Here is a 20,779-nt window from a genome sequence, read left to right on the forward strand (position 1 = left end):
CGCAGGAAGCGTGCCAGCGTTGACGGGACCACCGCCTGCACCGGAGCCGCCCCATTCAGCGTCACCCCATTGTCCACGTGTTCGCAGTCACCGCGCACTGCACCGGAGCACTTCGATTAAGTTCAACGGTAGGGTTCAACGGTAGGGTTCACCTCGGTCCGGCGGATGACGTTGTGATGGCCTAGTTACTAACCACCGGACCTGTGGTGCAACCCGTGGTTCTCCCCTACACGGTGGTTCGAGCATGGAGCAATTCGCCAGGCTTGATCGGGCGAACATCGTGCGCGCCTACGGAAACCAAGGCAACTGTTCGACCTCCACCATCAACAAATTCAACTTCGTAGCCCTTTGCGTCCTTGTAGACATGAACCACCGTACCAACATCACCGCGTGTGAGTTTCTCGTGCGGAGGTTCAGAATCAAGTACAACCAGGGAGTGTTCAGCGATCATTGTTTATCATCCGGGTAGGCAGTGACCAATCGTGGCGGATCATTGTCCTCAACAATCCATACGGTGCGGACCAAGCCTGGATAGTGGTTGGGTCGTCCAACTGAACCAGAAGCCTTGTATTTTACACCAAACCGTGTCGTTTCGGTATCGAATCCGTCGCAGTTCATGGCGATTGCAAGCAAATCCGCAGCAAGATAGTGCCAGTCGTCGCGAGTGTACCCCAGTGAGTGAAACCAGATTGCCTTTGAACCACCGTCTGGGTGGCCGAGATTGAGCAAATAGTCGCGCACCTTTGCGTCGTCAACCACGGCTCGTTCGGCATCAGGTATCGGCATGTAACTAATTTGGGAGAACGCTAACGATCAGCCGGCGGCGACGGTTGATCTTTCACTTCAAAACGTCCGACTTCGCCGCTCGGTTGCATCGGATGGTTCCCCGCCGGTTTCCAGATCGGGCAGCCCGACGCAAGCATCCGAGCATTGGCATCGGCAGCTATTGCGCGGACATCACCGCCAAATCGGTCAGAGATTTCACGTCGCACTGCATGAATTTCGTCAACGATGGGGTCAGTTTTCGGTTTCTGGATCATTGCTAATCAGCTCCTCCGGAGTGCAAATGATGGGAATTGGAACGCCAAGGTCAACCAATACCTGATGGACACGCGGAAGTATCCTGGCGTTCGCGATGTGCTTGCAATTCCACGTCAGGAGGTATTGTATACGGTGATGAGCGACGGAGGCGATGTGAAGCGCATCAACAGCAGCTTTGGGCGGCAAGATTGCACGTGCCATGATTTCATCGGCAATTCGGTCAATTTCAGGATCGCCCGGTAGTCGAGGGATGCCAGCCAACACGCTCAATCGGTCTGCAGCAAGCGTTGAATCGCCAGCGGAAGCCTCGTCGATCACATATTGTGAAACGACGAGAGCGTAGTTCATGCGTTCAGTGTCCCACCACTGGTGGGTCAACAATTGGTGCGCGGCGGTTACAACCTCTTTCGCGGGTTTTTGCCGCAAATAGCTGATGACAGAAGTCTCAATGTAAACAGTGTCCATACCGCCATTGTAGCGATATTGAGTGAAGGTCGCAGCTGAATCCCCTCAGTCGGGGAACGGCGGCGATCAGCGGGCGGCGGAAGTTGACTCACTATTGTCGGAAACGTCTCCACCGCCGCTCCGTTGCATCGCATGGTTCGCCGCAACTCGTCGAGGTGGTAGATCAACATACGAACGTCCCGAAGAAGCCCGCGCGTTGCGTAATTCAGCAAAGATGCGATGAATGTCGTACCCAGCATCGGCCCCGAGTTGGTGGCGAATCGCCTTGATTTCTTCAATTGGGTTAGGTGTCGTCATAGGATTCCAGCAATTGTTCGGGTGTGCAGATGGTCGCAGGAGTAAACCCAGATTCACGGCAGATGTCACCGATCCGCCGTTGAAGGTGTGGATTAAGTATATGCTTGAAGTTCCAGGTGACCAAATAAGTCAATCCATGCACGGCCGCTAAGGCGATGTGGGCGGCGTCACGTGGTTCCGACTCAGGAACGGCCTTGCCGAGCATGAGAGCCTCCGCAAGTGATTCGGCATCTTCTCGTGGCGTGACGAGATCAATCCCGGCAATAATTGCCAAACGTTCGGCAGCGGCCATCGGATCGCCAGCACTGCATTCAGCGATTACGAGATCGGATATCTTTAGATCAAATCGGGCTGGAGCGTCAGCCCACCATTTGCGAGTGGACATCTGGCGAGCCAACATGATCGGGTCCGGATGGTCTCGCGATGCGATCGTGCCGACAACGGTTGTTTCCAAATAAGCAGTTTCCATTGCGGCATTATAAGCGATTCACGCTCCAAGTGCGAATCTCGAATCTCGGTCGGCGAACGGTAGACATCACGGGGGACGGACGAAAGACTTTCCACTTCTGCAAACCGCGCAAGCCGTCCTCCCGTGCACATACTCTTAGGTGGACTTATTAGATTTTGAAACGAAAATGGCTTCTCTCGATGTAATAAACGAGCTGAATCACGAGGATTCGCTCACTTGGTGTTAGTGGTCGTAACCAACAATTTGGACATCGTGGTTCGACAATACATACGAAAGAAGCCTCATGAATTCTACTACAATCTCAATGTCGAAATCAACTCTTTTAGATCAACAAAATCAAAACATCTCTGACGCCGTCAGAATCGTTAATGTCGCCTTCGATGTTGGCAGTGATTCGCTGGATTGGGCCATGGAATTGTCGGGTAAATCAATCAGTGGTCAGTGTGAAAACAACAGTTCCGACATACGCACAACGCTCGAAGATATCCGCAACGAAGTTAAGCAACACGGTGACTGTCAAATTCGTGTCCTCTGTGAGTCAACGGGCATCTATCATCGACGACTCCTGCAGCTGGCTGACGAACTCGGCATGCGAACCGCGTTGGTGCATGGCGAAGCCGTAGCCAAGTTCCGAACCATTCAATTTGCCGATCATGGCAAAACCGACCAACGCGATCCCAAAGCGGCGCTGACGGTTGCCAAATTCGGCAAGCTGATCAAAAACCGTAAGCTTGATAAGCATTACGCGCAGCTACGTGAACTTCATCGGTTGGTCCTCCGCTGTGAAGCCCGCATCAAGATCGCCAAGTGTGAACTGCATGCTGATTTGAGGAATTTGTTTGCTGATCTTCGATTGGACAAGTCGGTGCTGTACGGACCGACCGGCCGGGCGCTGATCGAACAGTTCGCCGGCAACCCGCACGCGATTCTTGCGGTGGGCGAGGAAGCCTTCTACGCACGAATGAAAGCTTGCAGCAAACACACCAAGAAGGCGACACTGAAAAAGCTGTGGCGAGCAGCCAACGATACAGCAAACACCCAAAAGGATGACTTGGCCGCCACACTTGCAGAAATCCGAGCCACCGCCGTGCAGCAACTTTACTCGGAAATCACGGCATTTTTGCTGCAGCAACAACAATTCGAAAGTCAAATGCAAGCGTTTTACCTGGAGCTTCAATCTTCCGATCCGCGGTTGCCTGCCCCACGCAAGGGAGTCGTCACGCTTCGGATGCTTTCGCGTTTGGTCGCCGAGATCGGACCGCCGGACGATTTCCGCACGCTCTCGCAGCTGATGCGTTATGCAGGATTGAACTTGTGCGAACGTCAAAGTGGCAAATGGCGAGGCCGGACGACGATCAGCCGTCGCGGCCGAAGTGAACTACGTTACGTACTGAACTTGATGGCGATTCCGCTGGTCGGTCGGCGGAAGCTTTTTGGCGACTACTACTGGAAGAAGAAGGACACCGACAAGATGCCGGGGCAGAAGGCGAATGTTAGCGTAATGCGAAAGATCTTGAAAATGTTTTACGGTTGGTACAAGAGCGGCGAGCCATTCGATCCGAGTCGCGTCTTTGTGATGGCAAGCGAGCACACCAAAGCGGCCTAGGCGAAACGAGCAGCAGCAATCACCTTTGGGATGACGAAACCTAGGGAGGAACCACTTCGAATCAGACGAATGAACCTTGGCGACCGGTGATGACCACCATGACATTATCAGTTGGCATCCGTCCAACATGATCGGTGCACATTGACCAGGCGAGTGAGCCTGTGTCCTGTCACACCGGTCGCTTTTATCCTTCAACATGGCCAATGAGTAAGATCAAGTGATTGCTCCGAAAGAGAGCCAAAATGCGAACTTTGCCAGTGTGGGATTTTGGTTCGATGTGTGAGCGGAAGCAATGAACCAGCGAAGTGCCAAACAGTACAAAGCAACACAAAGTTGCGCGCAAAAATGGGGGTAGTCAACTCCAAGGGTAAGCATGGTCGAAGCTTCAGCGGCTTAACGCGAGCTCGAAGAATCGGCTCGCTTGCCGCTAGAACGCTTGACAAGCAAGCGTAAAGCGATGTCATGGTTCGAACTGCACGATAACAAGTGAAAATAGCTCCTGCCAGCAATCATGGGACACCGGAGAGATGCCTCGAAAACCTCCTGCGCACGCTTCCGCCGGATGAGCCAAAAAACCTAGGTGCGCAAGAGCCTCAGCAAGCTTACACCTTCGCAAAAATCGGACAAGCGACGCAGACCTTGTGGATCGGAATGCAACGCTGCCACGACCTGTCCAACGCATGGAACACATTCGGACCAGGAGCCAAAAAAATTTCACCGGATTAGGATGTGGGGTACAACGAGCGCTCGCGGGCAGGGGTGGTTGGATACCGAAACACTGTGTTCGTCACAACTTAAAAACCGGACGACCTCATTTTTCGGGGGAGAAGGGAGCAAGAATCCATGAGCGAGACTTGTCTCCATACCAATGCACTCTGGGTGTGTGACGCTAACCTGCACGCCCCGCGAGCGACTGGGGTTTGCTTTTGCAAACCCCTATTGCACCACGATCGGCAAACTCTCGCTGTGACTATTGAACTCGGGAGCATACATGCACTCGATCATGGCGAGCCCGGTTTGATACTCGCCGCGCAGTTGCACTCGCGTGCTGTACTCAAAGACGTACGTTCCCTTCGGTAAGTAGTCGATGAAGAAATGCGTCGCCGTATCGCGAGTGGATTCATAATATCCGAGTCCATCTTGAAACTTATAGCGTGATAAGACGTTGACGGGTTCGGTGCCGCTACCACGATAGTCCTTCATGTGGACGTATTCCATATCACGATCCGTTCGCAACACCACCCGTACGACCAATTCGTCACCGACGTGAACCGGAGCCTCGACGGCCACCAGGGTCGGCCCGTCTGCCGTGTTCTTTTTCACAAACAAGGCCTTTTCGAGCTTGAGCGGTGTACCCTCGTGAGGAGTCACCTTGGCGATGTCTTCCATGTATTGCCAATGCAAACTCCCCCAGGCGACACCGTCATCCATTTTTCGCATCGTGATGTTGCCCATCTCAGGCTCGATCTCGGACTTGGTCAGTCGCCGTTGATAAAAACCGGTTCCCGCCTCTACCGATTCTGGCTCGATGGTTTTACCGCCGAGATCGACCTCCACGAGTTCGTCGGATGCCAACAAGTCGCTGCCGCGAAGCAAAAGCGAATAGACGGCATCGGCGGTCGCCTTGGTGGTCTTCCAATCGCGAGTCTGCTTCTGCTTGAGCAGCCACACCTTGCAATCTTCCACCGCTTCGCGATCGTCCATGACTTCATCAAATGCCTCGATCATCATCGCTTGCGTTTCGATGGGTGCCCGGTACCACCACCATGACAGTTCGTTTTCTCGCCAGTACATCCCCATCTCGTCGTTCGAAACCGATCGCTCCTTGATCGATCGCATGATGGCTTGAGCGGAAGAAAGGTCCCCAAAACGTTTCAGTGCAATCGCCAAGTGAGCTTGAGATTGACGATACGAAAGTTTCAACCCATGCCGCCGAGCCTGATCGACCCAATAGTCGACCGCCTCGCGATGCTCCGCTGCAATCGCCTGATCCTGCAAAAAGAAGCTGCGGCCATAAAGGTACATCGCAATCGTTGTCGAAAGATGATTCTGATCGCGATCTTGCGGCTTGATGTTTGCGTATCGCTCGGTCACCCAAGCATCGAGACGGGCCAGCGAACGAACAGCGGCAGCGGTGTCGATCTCAACACCCAGGTGCCGCATGCGGCCAAAGCCAGTGGTAATGTAAAGCGTGATGTAGTCGTTCCCCCGTCCACCGGGGAACCATGGCCATGCCCCGTCATCCTGTTGCATTTCCGTCAACTTCAATTGTGCACGATTGGTTTCCTCCGCAAGTCGATTCGGATCGAACAGAATCCCCACATTGCGTCTCGCTTGGCTTTCGCTGTCTGCCTCGCGAACCCAGGGGGTTTCCTCAAGCATCACCGACTTGAGTTCCTCGTTCTTTTCCAACGGGCTATCGAGCGCAGGCGTACCACGCCACTGCTCAAACACACGCTCGATCTTGGGGTCGCTGTTGGCGATGTGCTGCGCCAGTGCATTGGCGTACAAGCGGTTGAACGTTTGCTCGCTGCATTGATGCGGGTACTCCATCAAGTATGGCAACGCCATCACCGCATACCACGAAGGGTTCGACGCGACCTGCAACGTCAACGATTCATGGCGAAGCGTGTCGGAGTCAGCCGATTGAATCAGCTTTTCAAATTCAAACTCCTTCACCTGCTTGCCCCGAATCGGCAGCGGCAACGATTCGGTCACCAAGATCCGCTGTGACAGAACAGGCAAGTAGCCCTCTTCGCCATCGGACAATTTCCCCGTCGATCCTACCGCTTTGTAGGTCAAGAATCCGATCTCTTCGGGGACGTTGATCTCCCACGACAACGTTTGCGATTGGCCGCTTGAAAGATCAAACGATTGATCGATTTGAGTGTTGCCAAGTTCCTCGTTGACGGCGTCACCGCTTTTCGCCGCGGCGAACGACAGCCGAACTTGGCCGGTTTGAGCCGTTGCCGATTGGTTGACAACCTTCACCGTAAATTCGATCAAATCGCCTTCACGAACAAAACGCGGCGGGTTGGGTTGGACCATCAAGTCCTTGGCCGTTACGGTGCTTCCCTCGAGCAGTCCGCTGCGCATCTTTCGGTCATGGGCAAAACCAAGGAACTTCCATTGGGTTAATGCCTCGGGCATCGTGAATTCCATTCGCACCTTTCCGTCATCACAGGCGATCAGATGAGGATAGAAAAACGCGGTTTCCTTTAGATTTTTGCGAGCCGAAACGTTGTCGAGATCGACGTCCGGTGGACGGGAACCCCCTACGGATTCGACCTGTGCTTTGACAGACGGGTGCATCGCAAAAACGGCCGCCGGTAAGGCTTCTGCTTCTTCCATGGCAACGTCTTCCATGGCGCCGTCCATCGCGGGTGCCGCGGCGCCAAAAGCCATCCCCTCCATCCCTCCCATGCCACCGCCTCGCATCATCGCCCGACCGCGGAACTGATAGCCCAACAAGTTGTCCTTGATTTGACTCGGATAGTGCCGATACACCCAGGCAACGTCACGCCGTTCCACGTTCCACCGGCCAAAGAAAGGGTGCAACGATTGCTGCGAATTCTGGAAACTCGATCCCATCCGGCTGTGGTCTCGGTAGAAGCCGGAAAAATGCTGTTGCCAGCGGTGAATTTGAAATGCATCGAGTGAAGCGTCGTAAAGGGTTGCGACCATCTCTGCCACTGTCTCGCCAGCGTCCGGACCCGAAACGATCGCGGTCCAAGTTTCTTTCGCCGCGGGGTCCAGCTTCGAAGTAAAGTGCTCCCACTCGACCTTTAAATGCTTGTTGCTCCAAGGCACATCGATGGCTTGCGTGTTGAGATAAGCACGATTCTCACGGACCATGGTCGTGCGAACGGTGAAACCACCGCGCATCGACTCTTCAACCGGTTGCTCGATCATGACTTGTGTCTTGCCGGGATCGGTCCAGTAGCTTTGGAGCAGTTTGCCACGATGTTCAATTTCAACGAACGTTCGAGCAGAGTCGTAGCCACTCCCCCAGACAGCTCGCATCGTTTCTCCTGGCTCAAGTGAATCCTCTTGCACCCGGAACAGTTCTGGGACCTTCGTGTTGAACCGATCCGCCTCGACATCAACGACTTGGATCGGCAGTAGCGCCGTGACCTCCTTGCCATCGCGATCGCGAGTCACTAATTTTGCTCGGTAGATCCCCGGCTCCATCTCGACACTCAGCTTCGCGTTTCCCGCACCGTCCGTTTCAAACGGCTGTTCCAGCACCCGATCACCCAGTTCCCAACCACTCGGGTCCTCGCTCGCCTCGTCGTCCGAAATCCTGGCACGATACCAGTCCTGTCCGATCGATTTGCGAATCACCTCCAGCGGTTGTTTCAGCGAATAGATCGAGACGATTCCCACCGCCGATTGGCCTTCGCCATCGAGGGTCTTGGTCGTGATCGAAATCTCCACCGGGGCATCAGAATGGAGCCAATCGTCGGCCGACATGACCGCAGACAATGACACGTAGCCGGCGTGGACGATGTGTTGATCGGATCGTGTTTCACCGGACGAATCTGTCACGTCGGCATAAACGGTGTACTGAAAGGTTGGATCATTCTTTTCAGGAATCGAGAGATCCGGATTGGCCGGGAACTCAATCGAAAACACACCCTGGGCGTCGGTTCGTGTGGAACAATGAGCGATTTCTTGACTGCCGCCCGTTCGATCGGGCATCCACATTCGCTGCATCCAGAAGGACCACCAAATGGGATACCGCACTTCACGCACCACTCGATAAGTCACCTGAGCGTCGTCGATCGCAGCGCCGGTGTAAGCCGTTGCCTTGCCTTGCAACTTGACGATCTGGCCAAGCTTGGCCCCCTGTTTTGGCGAATCGATTTCAACCTGGAACTTAGGACGTTTGTACTCTTCGACACGAATCGACGTTTGTCCCGACGGTTCACCCTCCACTCGCAACGACATGCGTCCCATCAAACGGTCGCGTGGCGCCGTCACACTGCCGCTAAAGCTTCCGTAGTCGTTGGTGCGATGGACCACGCGTTCGATTTCCTTGTTGTTTGCATCAGCAAACACCACCACGACGTTTTGGCTCTCAAGGGTTTCGTAACGGTTGCTTTGCGAATTGACGCTCAGGCAGATTCCCTTGTAGCGGATCGTCTGTCCTGGGCGATACAGGGCACGATCGGTGAAAAACTGAGTGCTAAGCGTCGTCTTTTGCCGATCTGGCTGTAGATAGATGGACGGGGTTTCCGCTGCTGACAAGCCTTGGCCATTGGCAGACACGTGCAACAGCAAGCCGTTGAGCGGTTCACCACGGATCCGAAACAAACCGTTTGCATCGGTCTGAACCGTCCGCAAGAGCGTTTTGCTTCGATTCTGCATCGTCCATGAACGAACGTTTGCGTTCACAATCGGCTCACCCGTCTTCGCATCAAGCACAAAGCCTTCAAGCTCGCCCGATCCGTGCTCATTTCGCAAGACCAAAGCCAGGGAACTGACCCAAACCTCGGTAAAGCTTACCGAGTTGTCTGCTTCAGCAAAATCTTCTCGATGACTGGAGATTAAGAAATACGATCCCGGCTCCACGTCCTGGGGAACTGGCAATTCTTCAACCGCGGCTTGATAATCCTCGGTTTTTGGCAAATCAACCGACCAACTCTTGACCGGTGTGGATGTGAGCATAGTCTTGGGGTCCGACGGATGCGTCCGCCAGCGATCGGAACGGATGAAGGCTTCGAAATCGAACCGGACCAAACGAAAGTAGATCTTGTCCACGTTTTGGTAACGCACATCGATCGTCGGCCAAGGATCATTCCAAACGCGTTCGGTCAACACCGAAGCCGAAGGCGCCTCGATCTGTTGGATCAAGTTGAAACAATGTCGCCCGCCGATCGATTCGGGGAACCTCGCCAGTCCCTCCGCGGCAATCCTTCGAGCTTCGACGAAATCGTTTTCCCCATGAACCACGAGCGCGATTTCATGCAGGGCGCGAGCCGAGACCTCGTGCTCCGCGTGTTTGTCGGCAAACCGCTTTGCGGCCGCCTTGAAACGAGCCTGCGTTTCCTCGCCGAATGCTTGATTCTTTCCAAACACCAATCGCGAGAGATCCGCGTCGAGGTACGCCGACCTGTCATCATCGGCCGAGTGAAACGCTAGCAATTGTTGGTACAACCCAATGGCTTTCAGCGTTGCGGACTCGGTGTCACCCGAATCGGGTTTCCAACTCACAAACGCTTCCACCCGCGCAAAGATGGGACTGTCGGCTGACAAGTCAAATGCGTCCTGTGATTTTGCTCCAGCCTGTTCAGCCGATTGATAAAACTCCAACGCTTCGTAGACGATGAAATCCCAGAGGGTGGGACGGTATCGGTCCGGGACATTCCCCTTTTCGAGCAAATCGTCATACCGAGCAATCGGCGTGCTTTGGAGCCGTTCGCCATTTTCGAGTGCCTTGTCAAAGTGCCCCGAGACCTCTGCCAAAATCCGGGACAGGTCCCATGTGTTGATGTCGTCACTGACCGCAGCAGCCGTTTGCGTCCGTTGCATGAATCGCCAGCGGTTTTGCTGGAAATAATGCCAGTACCAATCGGCCAAAATGGCTTGCATGATCGGCTGCATCGGCTGTGGAGCCTCTTCGATTTCAGCCTCCAACCTTACGATTTTCTCTTCGGGGCGGTTGCCTTGAATCGTTCCTTCCAAAGCAATCTTCATTGCAATCGCTTTGACAGCTTCCGCGTATTTCTTATGGTCTTTTGCGTTACGAATGATAGGCTCCAATTCTTCAATCGCCGTTTTGGGCAGGCCGTTGCTGATCGCTTCTTGCACCGCGGTCCAGGAGGATTCTTCCGAGCCATTTCCGGGGTCTTCAGCGATCAACCATGGGCCGAGAAGCAGTACCAGGATGCTTGCGAGGCAGAATTTTCGAGTCGACACGTCAAAACCTTCCAGAGCGGACGAAAAGCGGACCACATAGCGCACGGCATTTTAGCATGCCGGCTAAGAAGCAGACGAAGTTCGCGGCGATTTCTTAGTGGGAAACTCGATGCTTTGCTGTGATTTCAATCATCGCGGGGTGAATCCGTCCATTGCTGGCAACCAGACAGGATTTCGAGAGCGGTAGCGGGCTCCCTGCGGAATCGGTGATGGTGCCACCTGCTTCTTCGACAAATAAACGTCCAGCTGCAAAATCCCAAGGGGCCAGGCTGTATTCAAAGAAACCATCAAAGTGGCCACAACCGACATAGCACAGGTCAATCGCCGCCGTACCCACACGCCGAATACCATGAATCTCGTGTTCAAAGAACTCACCAATCGCATCGAGCGTGCTTCGCATCATCGCTCCACGGTCATAATAAAACCCGCATCCAATCATCGATTGACCTAGCGAGGAGGCATCGGACACCGAAACGGGACGGGAATTGTGGAAAGCACCGCCACCTCGTGTCGACGTGAACCAATCGTCGGTCGCGGGGTTGAGCACCACACCCGCTATCGGTTGACCTTGAAAGTAGTAGGCAATCGAAACCGCGAAATGAGGCAATCGATGCGCAAAATTGTTTGTGCCGTCGAGCGGATCGATGACCCAAAGATGCTCGGCATCTGCTCGTCCAGCCGAAAGCGATTCCTCGCCGAGCAGTTCGTGATCCGGGTAGCGTTGACGCAGAAACGCAGCGATTCGATCCTCGCTTTCGACATCCGCATCACTAACCAAATCGTAGGTCTTGCCACTCCGTTCGATCTTATTGCGCATGGCGACGCCATCGCGGAAATATCGCATCAACACATCACCGCCGAGACGTGCCGCTTCCATCGCGGTTTGAAGAAACTCGTTGGGTTGCATCTTCAATGGCACGGTCACCCTCGTCATGGACTGCCTTGGACAGCGAGCCCGGCATCGACGGCGTGCTGTTGCGAGACGAATGCTTCGGTCTGCTTGGCGATCGCCCACTCCTCGTTGGTGGGGACGATCAGCGTGCAGACGGTTGCGTCCGAGGCGGAGAGGTCAATTTGTTCAGCTTTCGGCCGCGCCGACTGATTCGTTTCTGGGTCAATGGCGATGCCGAGAAAGCCGAGCGGCCTTGCCACTAACTCTCGAATAACCGCCGCGTTTTCGCCGACGCCCGCGGTAAAAACCAATGCGTCCAAACCACCGAGCACCGCGGCAAACGCGCCAACATACTTGATCAGCCGATGAACGTAGATGTCGATGGCAAGCGTGGCCAGTGCGTCGCCCTGTTCACGCCTCTGTAGAATGGCCCGCATGTCCGCTTCGCCGCACAACCCGATCAGCCCACTTTCCTTGTTCAACAGCCGATCGACCTGATCAATCGACATGCCAGCTTGCCGCATCAAGTGAAGTGGCACCGATGCATCGATGTCCCCGGTGCGAGTGGCCATGACGAGGCCCTCGAGCGGCGTCATTCCTAACGACACGTCGACCGCGCTGCCACCGAGTGATGCCGCGGCGCTGGCTCCGCCCCCCAAGTGCAAGGTGATGATCCTTTTTGCCGCAGGGTCGCCGCCAAGGTACTCCAGAGCCCTTTGCGCGACATACTGGTGCGAGGTGCCATGGAAACCGTAACGCCGGACATGAAAGTCGCGATAAATCTTTTCCGGAACCGCGTAGCGATAAGCCTTGGCAGGCAAGGTCGCAAAGTAGGCCGTATCAAACACCATCACCTGCGGGATCGGCATTTGTCGATCGGTGATCGCTTGAATTACGGAACGAGCAGGTGGGTTGTGTAGCGGAGCGAGCGAATCAAGCGTCGCCAAATCATCGAGGACTTTCCGAGTGACCAACGTGCAATCGGTAAAGAAATCGCTGCCATGAACCACTCGATGACCAATCGCATCGACATTGATCGCCGCGTGCTTTTCGAGCGTGAGGTTGGCCGCTGACAAATGGTCCGGGGCGTCGCCACCGCTTTGCCCGATGCGGTCGACCAAGCCGTCGCTCAGCCGTTGCCCCGACGTGGTGTCGATACAGGCAAACTTTAACGTGGTGCTACCGACATTGAAGACTAAGACATTCATGTTGCTTGTGCTTGAATCGCGGTAATCGCCACGGTGTTGACAATGTCCGCCACCGTGCATCCGCGTGAGAGGTCGTTGACAGGTTTGCGTAATCCTTGAAGTACCGGGCCGATCGCGACGGCACCGGCCGATCGCTGGACCGCTTTATAGGTATTGTTTCCCGTGTTGAGGTCGGGAAAGACGAATACGGTCGCGCGACCCGCTACCTCGCTATCAGGCAACTTCGTCGCCGCAACCATCGGATCGACCGCCGCGTCGTACTGGACCGGCCCTTCAACAGGCAAATCCGGCCGCTTCGCACGCAACATCGCTGTCGCTTCGCGTACTCGCTGAACATCCTCGCCGGTGCCACTTTCGCCCGTCGAGTAAGACAGCATTGCGACCCGCGGTTCAATACCAAATTGAGCCGCCGTCTCCGCACTGCTGCTGGCGATTTCCGCGAGTTGCTCGGCAGTCGGATTGGGGATCACAGCACAATCGCCGTAGACCAAAACACCATGCTTCAGGCACATCAAAAAGACGCTACTGACACAACTCACTCCGTCACGCGTTCGAATGAACTCAAACGCGGGTCGAATCGTGTTGGCCGTGGTGTGAATGGCGCCAGACACCATGCCGCCGGCAAGTCCTCGCAGCACCATCATGGTGCCAAAGTAACTGACTTCCAGCATTCGGTCGCGAGCCACATCGAGGGTGATGCCTTTGTTTTTCCGAAGCTCGTGGTACTCTTCGGCAAAAGACTCCCGCAGCGGTGAGTTGCGAGGATCGATGATCTCGACGGCGGAACCCGCCCCCGTCTTGGCTGGCAAAGTGACCCCTAACTTGCTTGCCGCGGCACGAATGTGCGCCGGATCGCCGAGTAGAGTAATGTCGGCAACGTCTCGCCGACGTAGCACATCGACCGCTTGCAGGATGCGTGGCTCGCTGCCTTCGGGCAGCACAATCCGTACCCGTTTTTCTCGTGCCCGTTGAATCAAAGAATACTCGAACAGCATCGGCGTGACTCGGTGAGCCATGGGGGCTTGCAGCCGAGCCGCCAAATCTTCGGTATCGATGTACTTTTCAAAAAGTCCGATCGCCGATTCAATCTTACGAGGGGAGTGTTCGCCGATCTCGGCTCGTACCATCGACGCTTGCTTCGCAGCCGTGAAGGTGTCGACCAGCGTCATCAAAACGGGCAAGCCACTGGTTTGTTTGATCAGCCGTTCGACCGATGGTGGCGGCAGCAGGTTACCCGTCAAAACAACGCATGCGGGTGAGGGGCCCTCCGCGTCGAGTCGTGCCAAGGCACACCCGATCAAAATATCGCTGCGGTCGCCAGGAGTGATCACCAAACTTGACGGATAAAGCCGTTCCAAGAAATCGGGAAGCATCATGGCTGCGACTTTAAGTCGCGTCACTTCACGATCAAACGTCGATTCATCACCGTTGTAAACCTCAGCCCCGAGACCCGTCTGGATCTCGCGGACCGTTGGCTGCCGCAACAGCGGTTCTTCGGGCAGCAGATACAGCGGCGACGTTGCCTTCAGCGGCGTGTCCGAGTAAGCCTCGCGAAATGTATCATCATCCTCCGGCTGGATTTGGTTGACGACGGTAGCGATGATTTGACCACCGCGATCGGTCAACGAATCATTGCCGATTCGAATCGACTGGATGCAATCCTCAATGGTTTTGTTGTAAGCCGAATAAATGGGCATCACGGCGCAGCCCAGGTTGACGGCGATATCGGCGTTCAGTTCAAACTCAATCTCTGGCACAAGCCCCTGAAAGCTCGTCCCTTCGACCACTGCAAAATCGGCATCTTGTTGCAGCGTTTTGAAGCGACCTTGGATCTGCTGGATCAATTCGTCGTAGCGATCTTCGGCGAGCATTCTACGAGCTTCGGCGCGTGTCACACCCGCCATCTGCTGGGCCGTTGCAGCCATGGGGTAGCGAGATCGCATCAACCGGATGCTTTGGTCCTCTTCAGCGCTGACGCGGACAACGGGCCGAAAGAAGACAACTCGCTCATACCGCCGCATCGCGAGTTCCATGACCCCCAACGCGATCATGCGTTTGCCGGTCGCGTTTTCATTCGTCGCTAAGTAGAGACTGTCGGACATTGCGATTTCTAAGTGTCAGCCAAGAAAGGAATCGGATCCTCTACAGAGCGACGTTGATATTGGAATTAAACTCTTGCGAAAGGCCTCATTCATGCCATAGGCGACCGTCCGCCTCCAAGAGGGTCAGCCCTCTTTCCCGATCAAGACGCACGGCGGACGCGATGGCGCCTGATCACGATGATACGCCATAAATGCGTCTGTACAAGGACGGCAATTTGTAGCACCTAAGGGGTCGAATAAACCTCAAACGTCTTTTCCGCAACCACGACGCCATCGAGTTCAACGAACATTCGCCATGCGCCAAGCTTGTCGCCAACCGGTTCCCAGACGGTGTCGCCAAGATAGAAATTCCAATCATTCTGTTTGACGTATAGGCTTCCACCAAACGGCGGACGCCGCTTCCCCTCGGAATCCAGAATGCCCGGGTGGTCGATACAGTATTCCAATCGCTGGTTCTTGGCCCCTTTGACGCGAATCACGAATCCGAATTCCACACCCAGCTTCGCTTCGACACGGGTCGTGCAGTGCAGGAAACGGGGCAATTCTTTCGACTCGGCGTCCCAATGAGCGTAGAGGCCGTAGCTGCGCATGCGAATTTCAGGTTTTCGTTTAGCCATTCGCCAAAATTTAGTGAATATCCGGTACGATGCACAGGGAACCCTGGGGCGTTCCACAAGCCCCTCTGCCCCCCCATTCGGAGCGACCAGGAGTTACACGGAATCGATCCTTCCTGAGCTTGATCAAGAAATGGCTAACACTCGCTCGGTCGTGATCAGCTCAACGCCGAGTGCGAACAACTAGCGAGGACGCCACTCGGGCCCTGCTGGAGGCTGAGATCACCGCATCAATCGCTCGGATACCGATTCTGATGCCAGACCAAAGTTTCATCAAGGTACGCTTTCTGTTCCCGCTGCAAACTCTCAAAGCCTTGATTCGACTTGGGCTGCCCCAGAGCGGTTCGCATTGCGTTGTGCATGAGGTATCGCCCCGCACCGTGGGTCATGTGAATCTCGTCGCGATACAGCTCGCTAATGCTGGCGAAGGGGGCGTCGCCTGATTTGATGTCTGCTGCAACCTTTGCCAGCAGCTCCGTAGCATACGTTTGACGAAAGGTTTGCTTCGGATAGCGTTTTTTTAGGCGATCGGTCAGCGCGTTGAGATAGGCGGTGCTGTGCTTCATCAAACCGTCAGCCTCGGTGTTATTGAATTCAAGCTCTCGAGTGCCTTGTTTCGCCCACCCACTGTGGAGGACGACCATCGCATTAGGTTGCATCTTGACCCACTCGCCAATCACTTTTTCGTCCTCATCGAGCGTCGATCCATAGTGCGGTTGAACAACGATGGCGTCATATTGTTTCTTGGCCAAAGCCTCTGGCCATAAGGTCGATTCCTTCACACAGGGGCTTTCGAAATGGTCGCGGATGTAGGGCAAACTCTTGCCACAATCGACATGGAATTGAACGTCGCCATCGAGCAGCGTTGGCCGCGTGTCCCAGGTCAACGAATTGCCAATCAGAAAGTAACTGTTTTGGTTCGCAACACGCTCGATGTCTTGCGGTGCCTTGTACAATTCCATGGTGCTGAGCGTCGGGCAAGCTCGGCTTTGCTTGATCCGGATTCGTACCGCCTCGGCGGTGATGGGAGCCACCCGCAGCACACGCCGAGGCCCAATCGTGGTTCCTGAGGCGATTTCTTGCCAAACATGGTCCAGCTCGGCATCCACGGCGAATTGCTGCACCCGTTGCCCAAGGGGAATGTATTCTTGGATCCGAATTCGATCAAACTCGGTTGGCTTCTCGAAGTGCAGGACCAATTCTGCGGTGGTGACTTGGTCATCGGCGGCCCAGTAGCTATTTCGATCTCCGTCGGTCAGCTTGGCGGCCCCAAAGGCATCGTCTTGGCCACGCACGTTTGTCGCCGTCACCGATGCGCCCAATGCCAAGTCGGCCTTGAAGGTTTGTTCTATCACACGCCCAAACTGCATCAACCGTTCAACGTCCTTCTCATGAAACCGGCCACGGCGGTCCGGTGGGATGTTCAGCAACAGATTTGCTCCGTTGCCGATGCTGCTGTAGTAAATATCGATCAGCCTTTCAAGCGATTTGACTTGATCATCTTCTTCAGCATGATAAAACCACCCCGGTCGGATCGAGACGTCCACCTCAGCGGGAAGCCAATGCGTGCCGTCAATTTGGCCTGTTTGCAACGCGGATCGATCGGCCCGTCCCGGCGAAAATTCGGCACGCCGAAGCATCGCCCAATTCGTTTCGCTGCCGGTTCCTGATTCATTGCCGACCCAACGGATATCGGGCCCCGCGTCACTGAACATCACCGCCATCGGTTGCAGTTCTCGCACGATGGCCCAGGTGTTGTCCCAGTCGTAATAGGTGTCGGAATCGATTTTGCGTTTCTCACGAGCTCCACCGTAGAAACCATCCCCCCCATTGGCTCCGTCAAACCAAACCTCAAACAACGGACCATAGTTTGTCATCAACTCGCGAAGCTGATTCCGATAGTAAGTGATGTATTCGGTCGATCCATACTCGGCGTGGTTCCGATCCCAGGGGGACAAATATAGGCCCATCCGAATTCCCTGCTGCCGGCACGCTTCGGCCAATTCATTGACAACGTCGCCCTGGCCCTGTTGGTAGGGCGATGCTTTGACGCTGTGTTCCGTGAACTGGCTCGGCCAGAGACAGAATCCATCGTGGTGTTTGGCCGTCAGAATCAACCCTTTCATGCCACACCTCTTGGCAACGCTCGCCCATTGGTTGGCGTCCGCATCCGACGGATTAAAAATTTCAGGGCTTTCGTCACCGTATCCCCATTCCAAACCGGTGAAGGTGTTGGTTGTGTAGTGGACGAACCCGTAATACTCCATTTCATGCCATCGCAACTGGCGCTCAGTTGGCACCGGCAGTAGCGGCTCGGGAGGTTCCGTCGCCAAGACGACCGGCGGCATCAAAACGAGGGAAACGAAGGCGAGGAATTCCAGTTTCATTTCGGATGCTCGTGAACGAAGGTGCTCGCAAAAGCGGCGGCAAGAGGGTGGGGGGATGGGAAGGTAGTTTGACACACCTTGACGACCGCAGCAACGACAATCGCTGGACCGATGCGACCGATTTGGTGGAACCAGGGAATTTTCTAGCTCCCTTGATCTCGCTCGGCCTCGTCCTTACCTTCACTCTCTGGCACAATGGATCTCCGAAAACAAACTTGTTTCATTTGATTTGCGTCCCAAACTGAAAGGCACCATGCGTACGATTCTAACGGCTAACCGGCAATCGATGGGCAAGTGGGTTGCCAAGCAGGCCGCCGATTGCATTCGTCAGGCGATCAAAGAGAACGGCAGCGCTTCGATTGTGGTCGCAACGGGATCGAGCCAATTTGAAGTTCTCGCAGCGCTCGTCAAACAACCAAGGATCGATTGGTCGAAAGTCGAAGGCTTCCATTTGGATGAGTATGTCGGCTTGTCGGACGACCACCCAGCGTCATTTTGCCGATACTTGCGAGAACGGTTTGTCACACAAGTTCCACTGGCTGATTTCCACTATTTGCGTGGCGATCAAGACCCGCAAGAAACGATCGAGCAAACGGGCAAGCAAATTCAACAGCGCAGCGTCGACGTTGCCCTGGTCGGTATCGGCGAAAACGCGCACTTGGCCTTCAACGATCCGCCAGCGGATTTCCAGGTCACCGATCCCTACATACTCGTGCAATTGGATCAGGCGTGCCGCCAACAACAGGTCGGCGAAGGTTGGTTTGACACGATCGACGATGTCCCCAACCAAGCGATCAGCATGTCCATCCAGCAAATCCTGAAGGCCAAGCAAATCTTTTGTTCCGTGCCGGATGAACGAAAAGCCAATGCGGTCCAACTCACACTGGAAGGACCCATCGAACCGAAAACGCCCGCAAGTATTCTGCGTTGGCACCACGGCACCACGTTCGTGAGCGATCGTGCCGCCGCCAGCCAACTGTCTCGATCAACGCTCGATTTGATGGAGCGAGTCAAATGACTGGCTGGGTTGACCTGCAAGTCAACGGCTATGCTGGCGTGGATTTCAACAGTGAAACGTTGAACGAAGCGGCAATGATCCGTGCCTGCCAGCGACTGCGGGCCGACGGTGTTGAGCAATGTCTGGTAACCATCATCACCGCACCGATCGCCGCGATGACCAAGCAAGTCGAGCGAATCGTGTCATGGATCGATTCCCAGGCTTTGATCCGTTCCGTTGTCGCAGGTTTGCATCTCGAGGGCCCCTTTCTCAGTCCGCATGATGGGTTTGTCGGAGCGCACCCAAAGGCGGCGGTGATTCCCGCAGATCTCGACACGACCAAGCAGTTGCTGGCATCCGGATGCGGCCACGTTCGATTACTAACCCTTGCACCTGAATGCGATCAGGACGCTGCCGTCACACGATTCTTGACGCGTCAAGGCGTGGTCGTCGCGGCGGGACACAGCGATGCATCCCTCGAACAATTGGATCGTTGCATCGACGCCGGGTTGAAGCTATTCACGCATCTTGGCAATGGTTGTCCCGCAGTCCAAGCACGCCATGACAACATCATCCAACGTGTGCTGAGCCGATCGGATCGATTGTGGATTAGCTTCATTGCCGATGGGCATCATGTCCCCTTGTTCGCATTAAAGAACTACTTGGCTTGCATCCCGAGCGACAAGATCATCATCGTCAGCGATGCGATCAGTGCCGCAGGGTTGGGACCAGGAAGCTATCCGCTCGCTGGGCAAACCGTCCATGTCGACGACGACGGAGCGGCGTGGGCCGAGTGCCGAACCCATTTTGCCGGATGTGCAACCCCCATGAAACGGATGCGACAGATCTTGCGGGACCATGCCGGGGTCAATGAAGCCACTCTTGACACATGGATGCGGACGAATCCGCTACGGTTGATGGATCAGTCGCCCGTTTCCACTCGGACGTAGAATCCGGCATCAAGATGCCGGCCCGCCGAATCGGATAGCGTCGATCGCTCTGCTGTCGTCACCAAGGCATCACGGCGGAACACGCTGCGTAGCCGATCCGATTTGCGCAAGTGATCGATCACGTCGCGCTCCGCGACTTGCGGTGAGTGCCCGGTCACTAAAAGCCGAAAGCACGCCGGGTCAATCAGGTGCAAGCAGTTGTCGATCAATGGCCAAAGGTCGCGTTCCAAACGCCATGTCTTCCCTTTGGGCGTGTGGCCGTAGGCCGGCGGATCGAGAACAAGGGTGTGGTATTGCCGCTGGCGACGAACTTCACGAGCAACCAATGCCCGGGCATCGTCCACCAGGTACCGAATCGGAGCAGCTTGCAATCCATTGAAGCGAGCGGCTTCTTTCGCCGCAGCGACGTTGGGCTTCGCGGCATCGACATGCACGACGTCATAGCGAGCCGACGACAAGGCGATCGTGCTGGCACCGGTATAGGCGAACAAGTTGAGCGCCAAAGGACGTTCCGGACCTTTCCATGAAACCGGCTTGAGCGAAAGCCAACGCCAATTGCCGGATTGCTCCGGAAAAACACCGATATGCCCAAACGGAGTCGGACGAACGGGCATCCGAAAATCGCCACAATCGATGTTGAGACCTTCTTGCCATGGCGATCGGTGAATCCACTGCTTACGAGATGAATCGTAAACCGAGTCGACGTTGTCCCAGCGACGTGGCTGCAGTCGACGAACGTTTTCCGCAGCGGGCGAGGGACGCTCAATCGTGTAGCCCGAGAGCGATTCGAGCTTCCGCCCGGCTCCGAAATCAATCAACTGATACACACG

General features: G+C 55.2%; 16 protein-coding genes. 3 read left to right on the top strand and 13 right to left on the bottom strand.

Annotated features, from left to right (window positions below; genetic code table 11):
• Positions 1-226: 226 nt before the first annotated feature.
• From Poly41_RS08035 to Poly41_RS08060, 6 genes are all read right to left on the bottom strand, one after another.
• Entirely contained in the window at positions 227-451 is a 225-nt protein-coding gene (locus tag Poly41_RS08035; protein WP_146525386.1) for a DUF4926 domain-containing protein, read from the bottom strand.
• Positions 448-786, bottom strand: coding sequence for a DUF6883 domain-containing protein (locus Poly41_RS08040; RefSeq protein ID WP_146525387.1), 339 nt, complete (start codon positions 784-786; stop codon positions 448-450). Before Poly41_RS08040 ends, Poly41_RS08035 begins: the two co-directional genes overlap by 4 nt.
• A gap of 20 nt (positions 787-806) precedes the next feature.
• Positions 807-1,040 carry a hypothetical protein gene (locus tag Poly41_RS08045; RefSeq protein ID WP_146525388.1) on the bottom strand — a complete coding sequence of 78 codons (234 nt, stop codon included), beginning with the start codon at positions 1,038-1,040 and terminating at the stop codon, positions 807-809.
• Positions 1,018-1,506, bottom strand: a complete 489-nt coding sequence (locus tag Poly41_RS08050) for a type II toxin-antitoxin system VapC family toxin (RefSeq protein ID WP_146525389.1) — start codon at positions 1,504-1,506, stop codon at positions 1,018-1,020. The genes Poly41_RS08045 and Poly41_RS08050 overlap by 23 nt, the downstream gene beginning before the upstream one ends.
• Positions 1,507-1,572: 66 nt before the next feature.
• Positions 1,573-1,803, bottom strand: a complete 231-nt coding sequence (locus tag Poly41_RS08055; RefSeq protein WP_146525390.1) for a hypothetical protein — start codon at positions 1,801-1,803, stop codon at positions 1,573-1,575.
• A complete protein-coding gene (locus Poly41_RS08060) occupies positions 1,790-2,272 on the bottom strand; it encodes a type II toxin-antitoxin system VapC family toxin (protein WP_146525391.1) in 483 nt (160 codons plus the stop codon). The genes Poly41_RS08055 and Poly41_RS08060 overlap by 14 nt, the downstream gene beginning before the upstream one ends.
• Positions 2,273-2,576: 304 nt before the next feature.
• Between Poly41_RS08060 and Poly41_RS08065 the strand changes: the two genes are divergently transcribed.
• Positions 2,577-3,878, top strand: a complete 1,302-nt coding sequence (locus Poly41_RS08065) for a transposase (RefSeq protein ID WP_197231149.1) — start codon at positions 2,577-2,579, stop codon at positions 3,876-3,878.
• 936 nt (positions 3,879-4,814) lie between these two features.
• Here Poly41_RS08065 and Poly41_RS08070 read toward each other — a convergent pair.
• The 6 genes from Poly41_RS08070 to Poly41_RS08095 form a co-directional block, all read right to left on the bottom strand.
• On the bottom strand, positions 4,815-10,799 hold the full coding sequence (locus Poly41_RS08070) for an alpha-2-macroglobulin family protein (RefSeq protein WP_231615509.1): 5,985 nt from the start codon (positions 10,797-10,799) through the stop codon (positions 4,815-4,817).
• A 94-nt stretch (positions 10,800-10,893) separates the two neighbouring features.
• On the bottom strand, positions 10,894-11,706 hold the full coding sequence (locus Poly41_RS08075; RefSeq protein WP_146525770.1) for an inositol monophosphatase family protein: 813 nt from the start codon (positions 11,704-11,706) through the stop codon (positions 10,894-10,896).
• 23 nt (positions 11,707-11,729) lie between these two features.
• Positions 11,730-12,899: an acetate/propionate family kinase gene (locus Poly41_RS08080; protein ID WP_146525393.1), complete on the bottom strand. Its 1,170-nt coding sequence runs from the start codon at positions 12,897-12,899 to the stop codon at positions 11,730-11,732.
• The gene (gene pta / locus Poly41_RS08085) at positions 12,896-15,001 is read right to left on the bottom strand and encodes a phosphate acetyltransferase (RefSeq protein ID WP_146525394.1); all 2,106 of its coding nucleotides are present in this window, start codon (positions 14,999-15,001) and stop codon (positions 12,896-12,898) included. The genes Poly41_RS08080 and pta overlap by 4 nt, the downstream gene beginning before the upstream one ends.
• A 224-nt stretch (positions 15,002-15,225) precedes the next feature.
• A complete protein-coding gene (locus tag Poly41_RS08090; RefSeq protein ID WP_146525395.1) occupies positions 15,226-15,618 on the bottom strand; it encodes a DUF3859 domain-containing protein in 393 nt (130 codons plus the stop codon).
• Positions 15,619-15,845: 227 nt separating this feature from the next.
• Positions 15,846-18,002 carry an alpha-L-fucosidase gene (locus Poly41_RS08095; RefSeq protein ID WP_146525396.1) on the bottom strand — a complete coding sequence of 719 codons (2,157 nt, stop codon included), beginning with the start codon at positions 18,000-18,002 and terminating at the stop codon, positions 15,846-15,848.
• A 253-nt stretch (positions 18,003-18,255) separates the two neighbouring features.
• Between Poly41_RS08095 and Poly41_RS08100 the strand changes: the two genes are divergently transcribed.
• Together Poly41_RS08100 and Poly41_RS08105 are read left to right on the top strand one after the other, a co-directional pair.
• The gene (locus tag Poly41_RS08100; protein WP_231615510.1) at positions 18,256-19,020 is read left to right on the top strand and encodes a glucosamine-6-phosphate deaminase; all 765 of its coding nucleotides are present in this window, start codon (positions 18,256-18,258) and stop codon (positions 19,018-19,020) included.
• Positions 19,017-19,949 (top strand): N-acetylglucosamine-6-phosphate deacetylase, encoded by a 933-nt coding sequence (locus tag Poly41_RS08105; RefSeq protein WP_146525397.1) that lies wholly within the window; start codon positions 19,017-19,019, stop codon positions 19,947-19,949. Before Poly41_RS08100 ends, Poly41_RS08105 begins: the two co-directional genes overlap by 4 nt.
• On the opposite strand, the gene Poly41_RS08110 is transcribed toward Poly41_RS08105, so the two are convergent.
• Complete coding sequence (locus Poly41_RS08110; RefSeq protein WP_146525398.1) at positions 19,922-20,776, bottom strand: class I SAM-dependent methyltransferase; 855 nt, start codon at positions 20,774-20,776, stop codon at positions 19,922-19,924. The two genes, Poly41_RS08105 and Poly41_RS08110, sit on opposite strands and share 28 nt — an antisense overlap.
• Positions 20,777-20,779: the final 3 nt, after the last annotated feature.

The organism is Novipirellula artificiosorum, assembly GCF_007860135.1.
Classification (GTDB): Bacteria; Planctomycetota; Planctomycetia; order Pirellulales; family Pirellulaceae; genus Novipirellula_A; species Novipirellula_A artificiosorum.

Coding starts and splice junctions, on each gene's coding strand:
- Poly41_RS08075 (WP_146525770.1), bottom strand. CDS start 11,706: ATGCAACCCAACGAGTTTCTTCAAACCGCGATGGAAGCGGCACGTCTC.
- Poly41_RS08090 (WP_146525395.1), bottom strand. CDS start 15,618: ATGGCTAAACGAAAACCTGAAATTCGCATGCGCAGCTACGGCCTCTAC.
- Poly41_RS08055 (WP_146525390.1), bottom strand. CDS start 1,803: ATGACGACACCTAACCCAATTGAAGAAATCAAGGCGATTCGCCACCAA.
- Poly41_RS08095 (WP_146525396.1), bottom strand. CDS start 18,002: ATGAAACTGGAATTCCTCGCCTTCGTTTCCCTCGTTTTGATGCCGCCG.
- Poly41_RS08100 (WP_231615510.1), top strand. CDS start 18,256: ATGCGTACGATTCTAACGGCTAACCGGCAATCGATGGGCAAGTGGGTT.
- Poly41_RS08080 (WP_146525393.1), bottom strand. CDS start 12,899: ATGAATGTCTTAGTCTTCAATGTCGGTAGCACCACGTTAAAGTTTGCC.
- Poly41_RS08060 (WP_146525391.1), bottom strand. CDS start 2,272: ATGGAAACTGCTTATTTGGAAACAACCGTTGTCGGCACGATCGCATCG.
- Poly41_RS08050 (WP_146525389.1), bottom strand. CDS start 1,506: ATGGACACTGTTTACATTGAGACTTCTGTCATCAGCTATTTGCGGCAA.
- Poly41_RS08105 (WP_146525397.1), top strand. CDS start 19,017: ATGACTGGCTGGGTTGACCTGCAAGTCAACGGCTATGCTGGCGTGGAT.
- Poly41_RS08065 (WP_197231149.1), top strand. CDS start 2,577: ATGTCGAAATCAACTCTTTTAGATCAACAAAATCAAAACATCTCTGAC.
- Poly41_RS08045 (WP_146525388.1), bottom strand. CDS start 1,040: ATGATCCAGAAACCGAAAACTGACCCCATCGTTGACGAAATTCATGCA.
- Poly41_RS08035 (WP_146525386.1), bottom strand. CDS start 451: ATGATCGCTGAACACTCCCTGGTTGTACTTGATTCTGAACCTCCGCAC.
- pta (WP_146525394.1), bottom strand. CDS start 15,001: ATGTCCGACAGTCTCTACTTAGCGACGAATGAAAACGCGACCGGCAAA.
- Poly41_RS08040 (WP_146525387.1), bottom strand. CDS start 786: ATGCCGATACCTGATGCCGAACGAGCCGTGGTTGACGACGCAAAGGTG.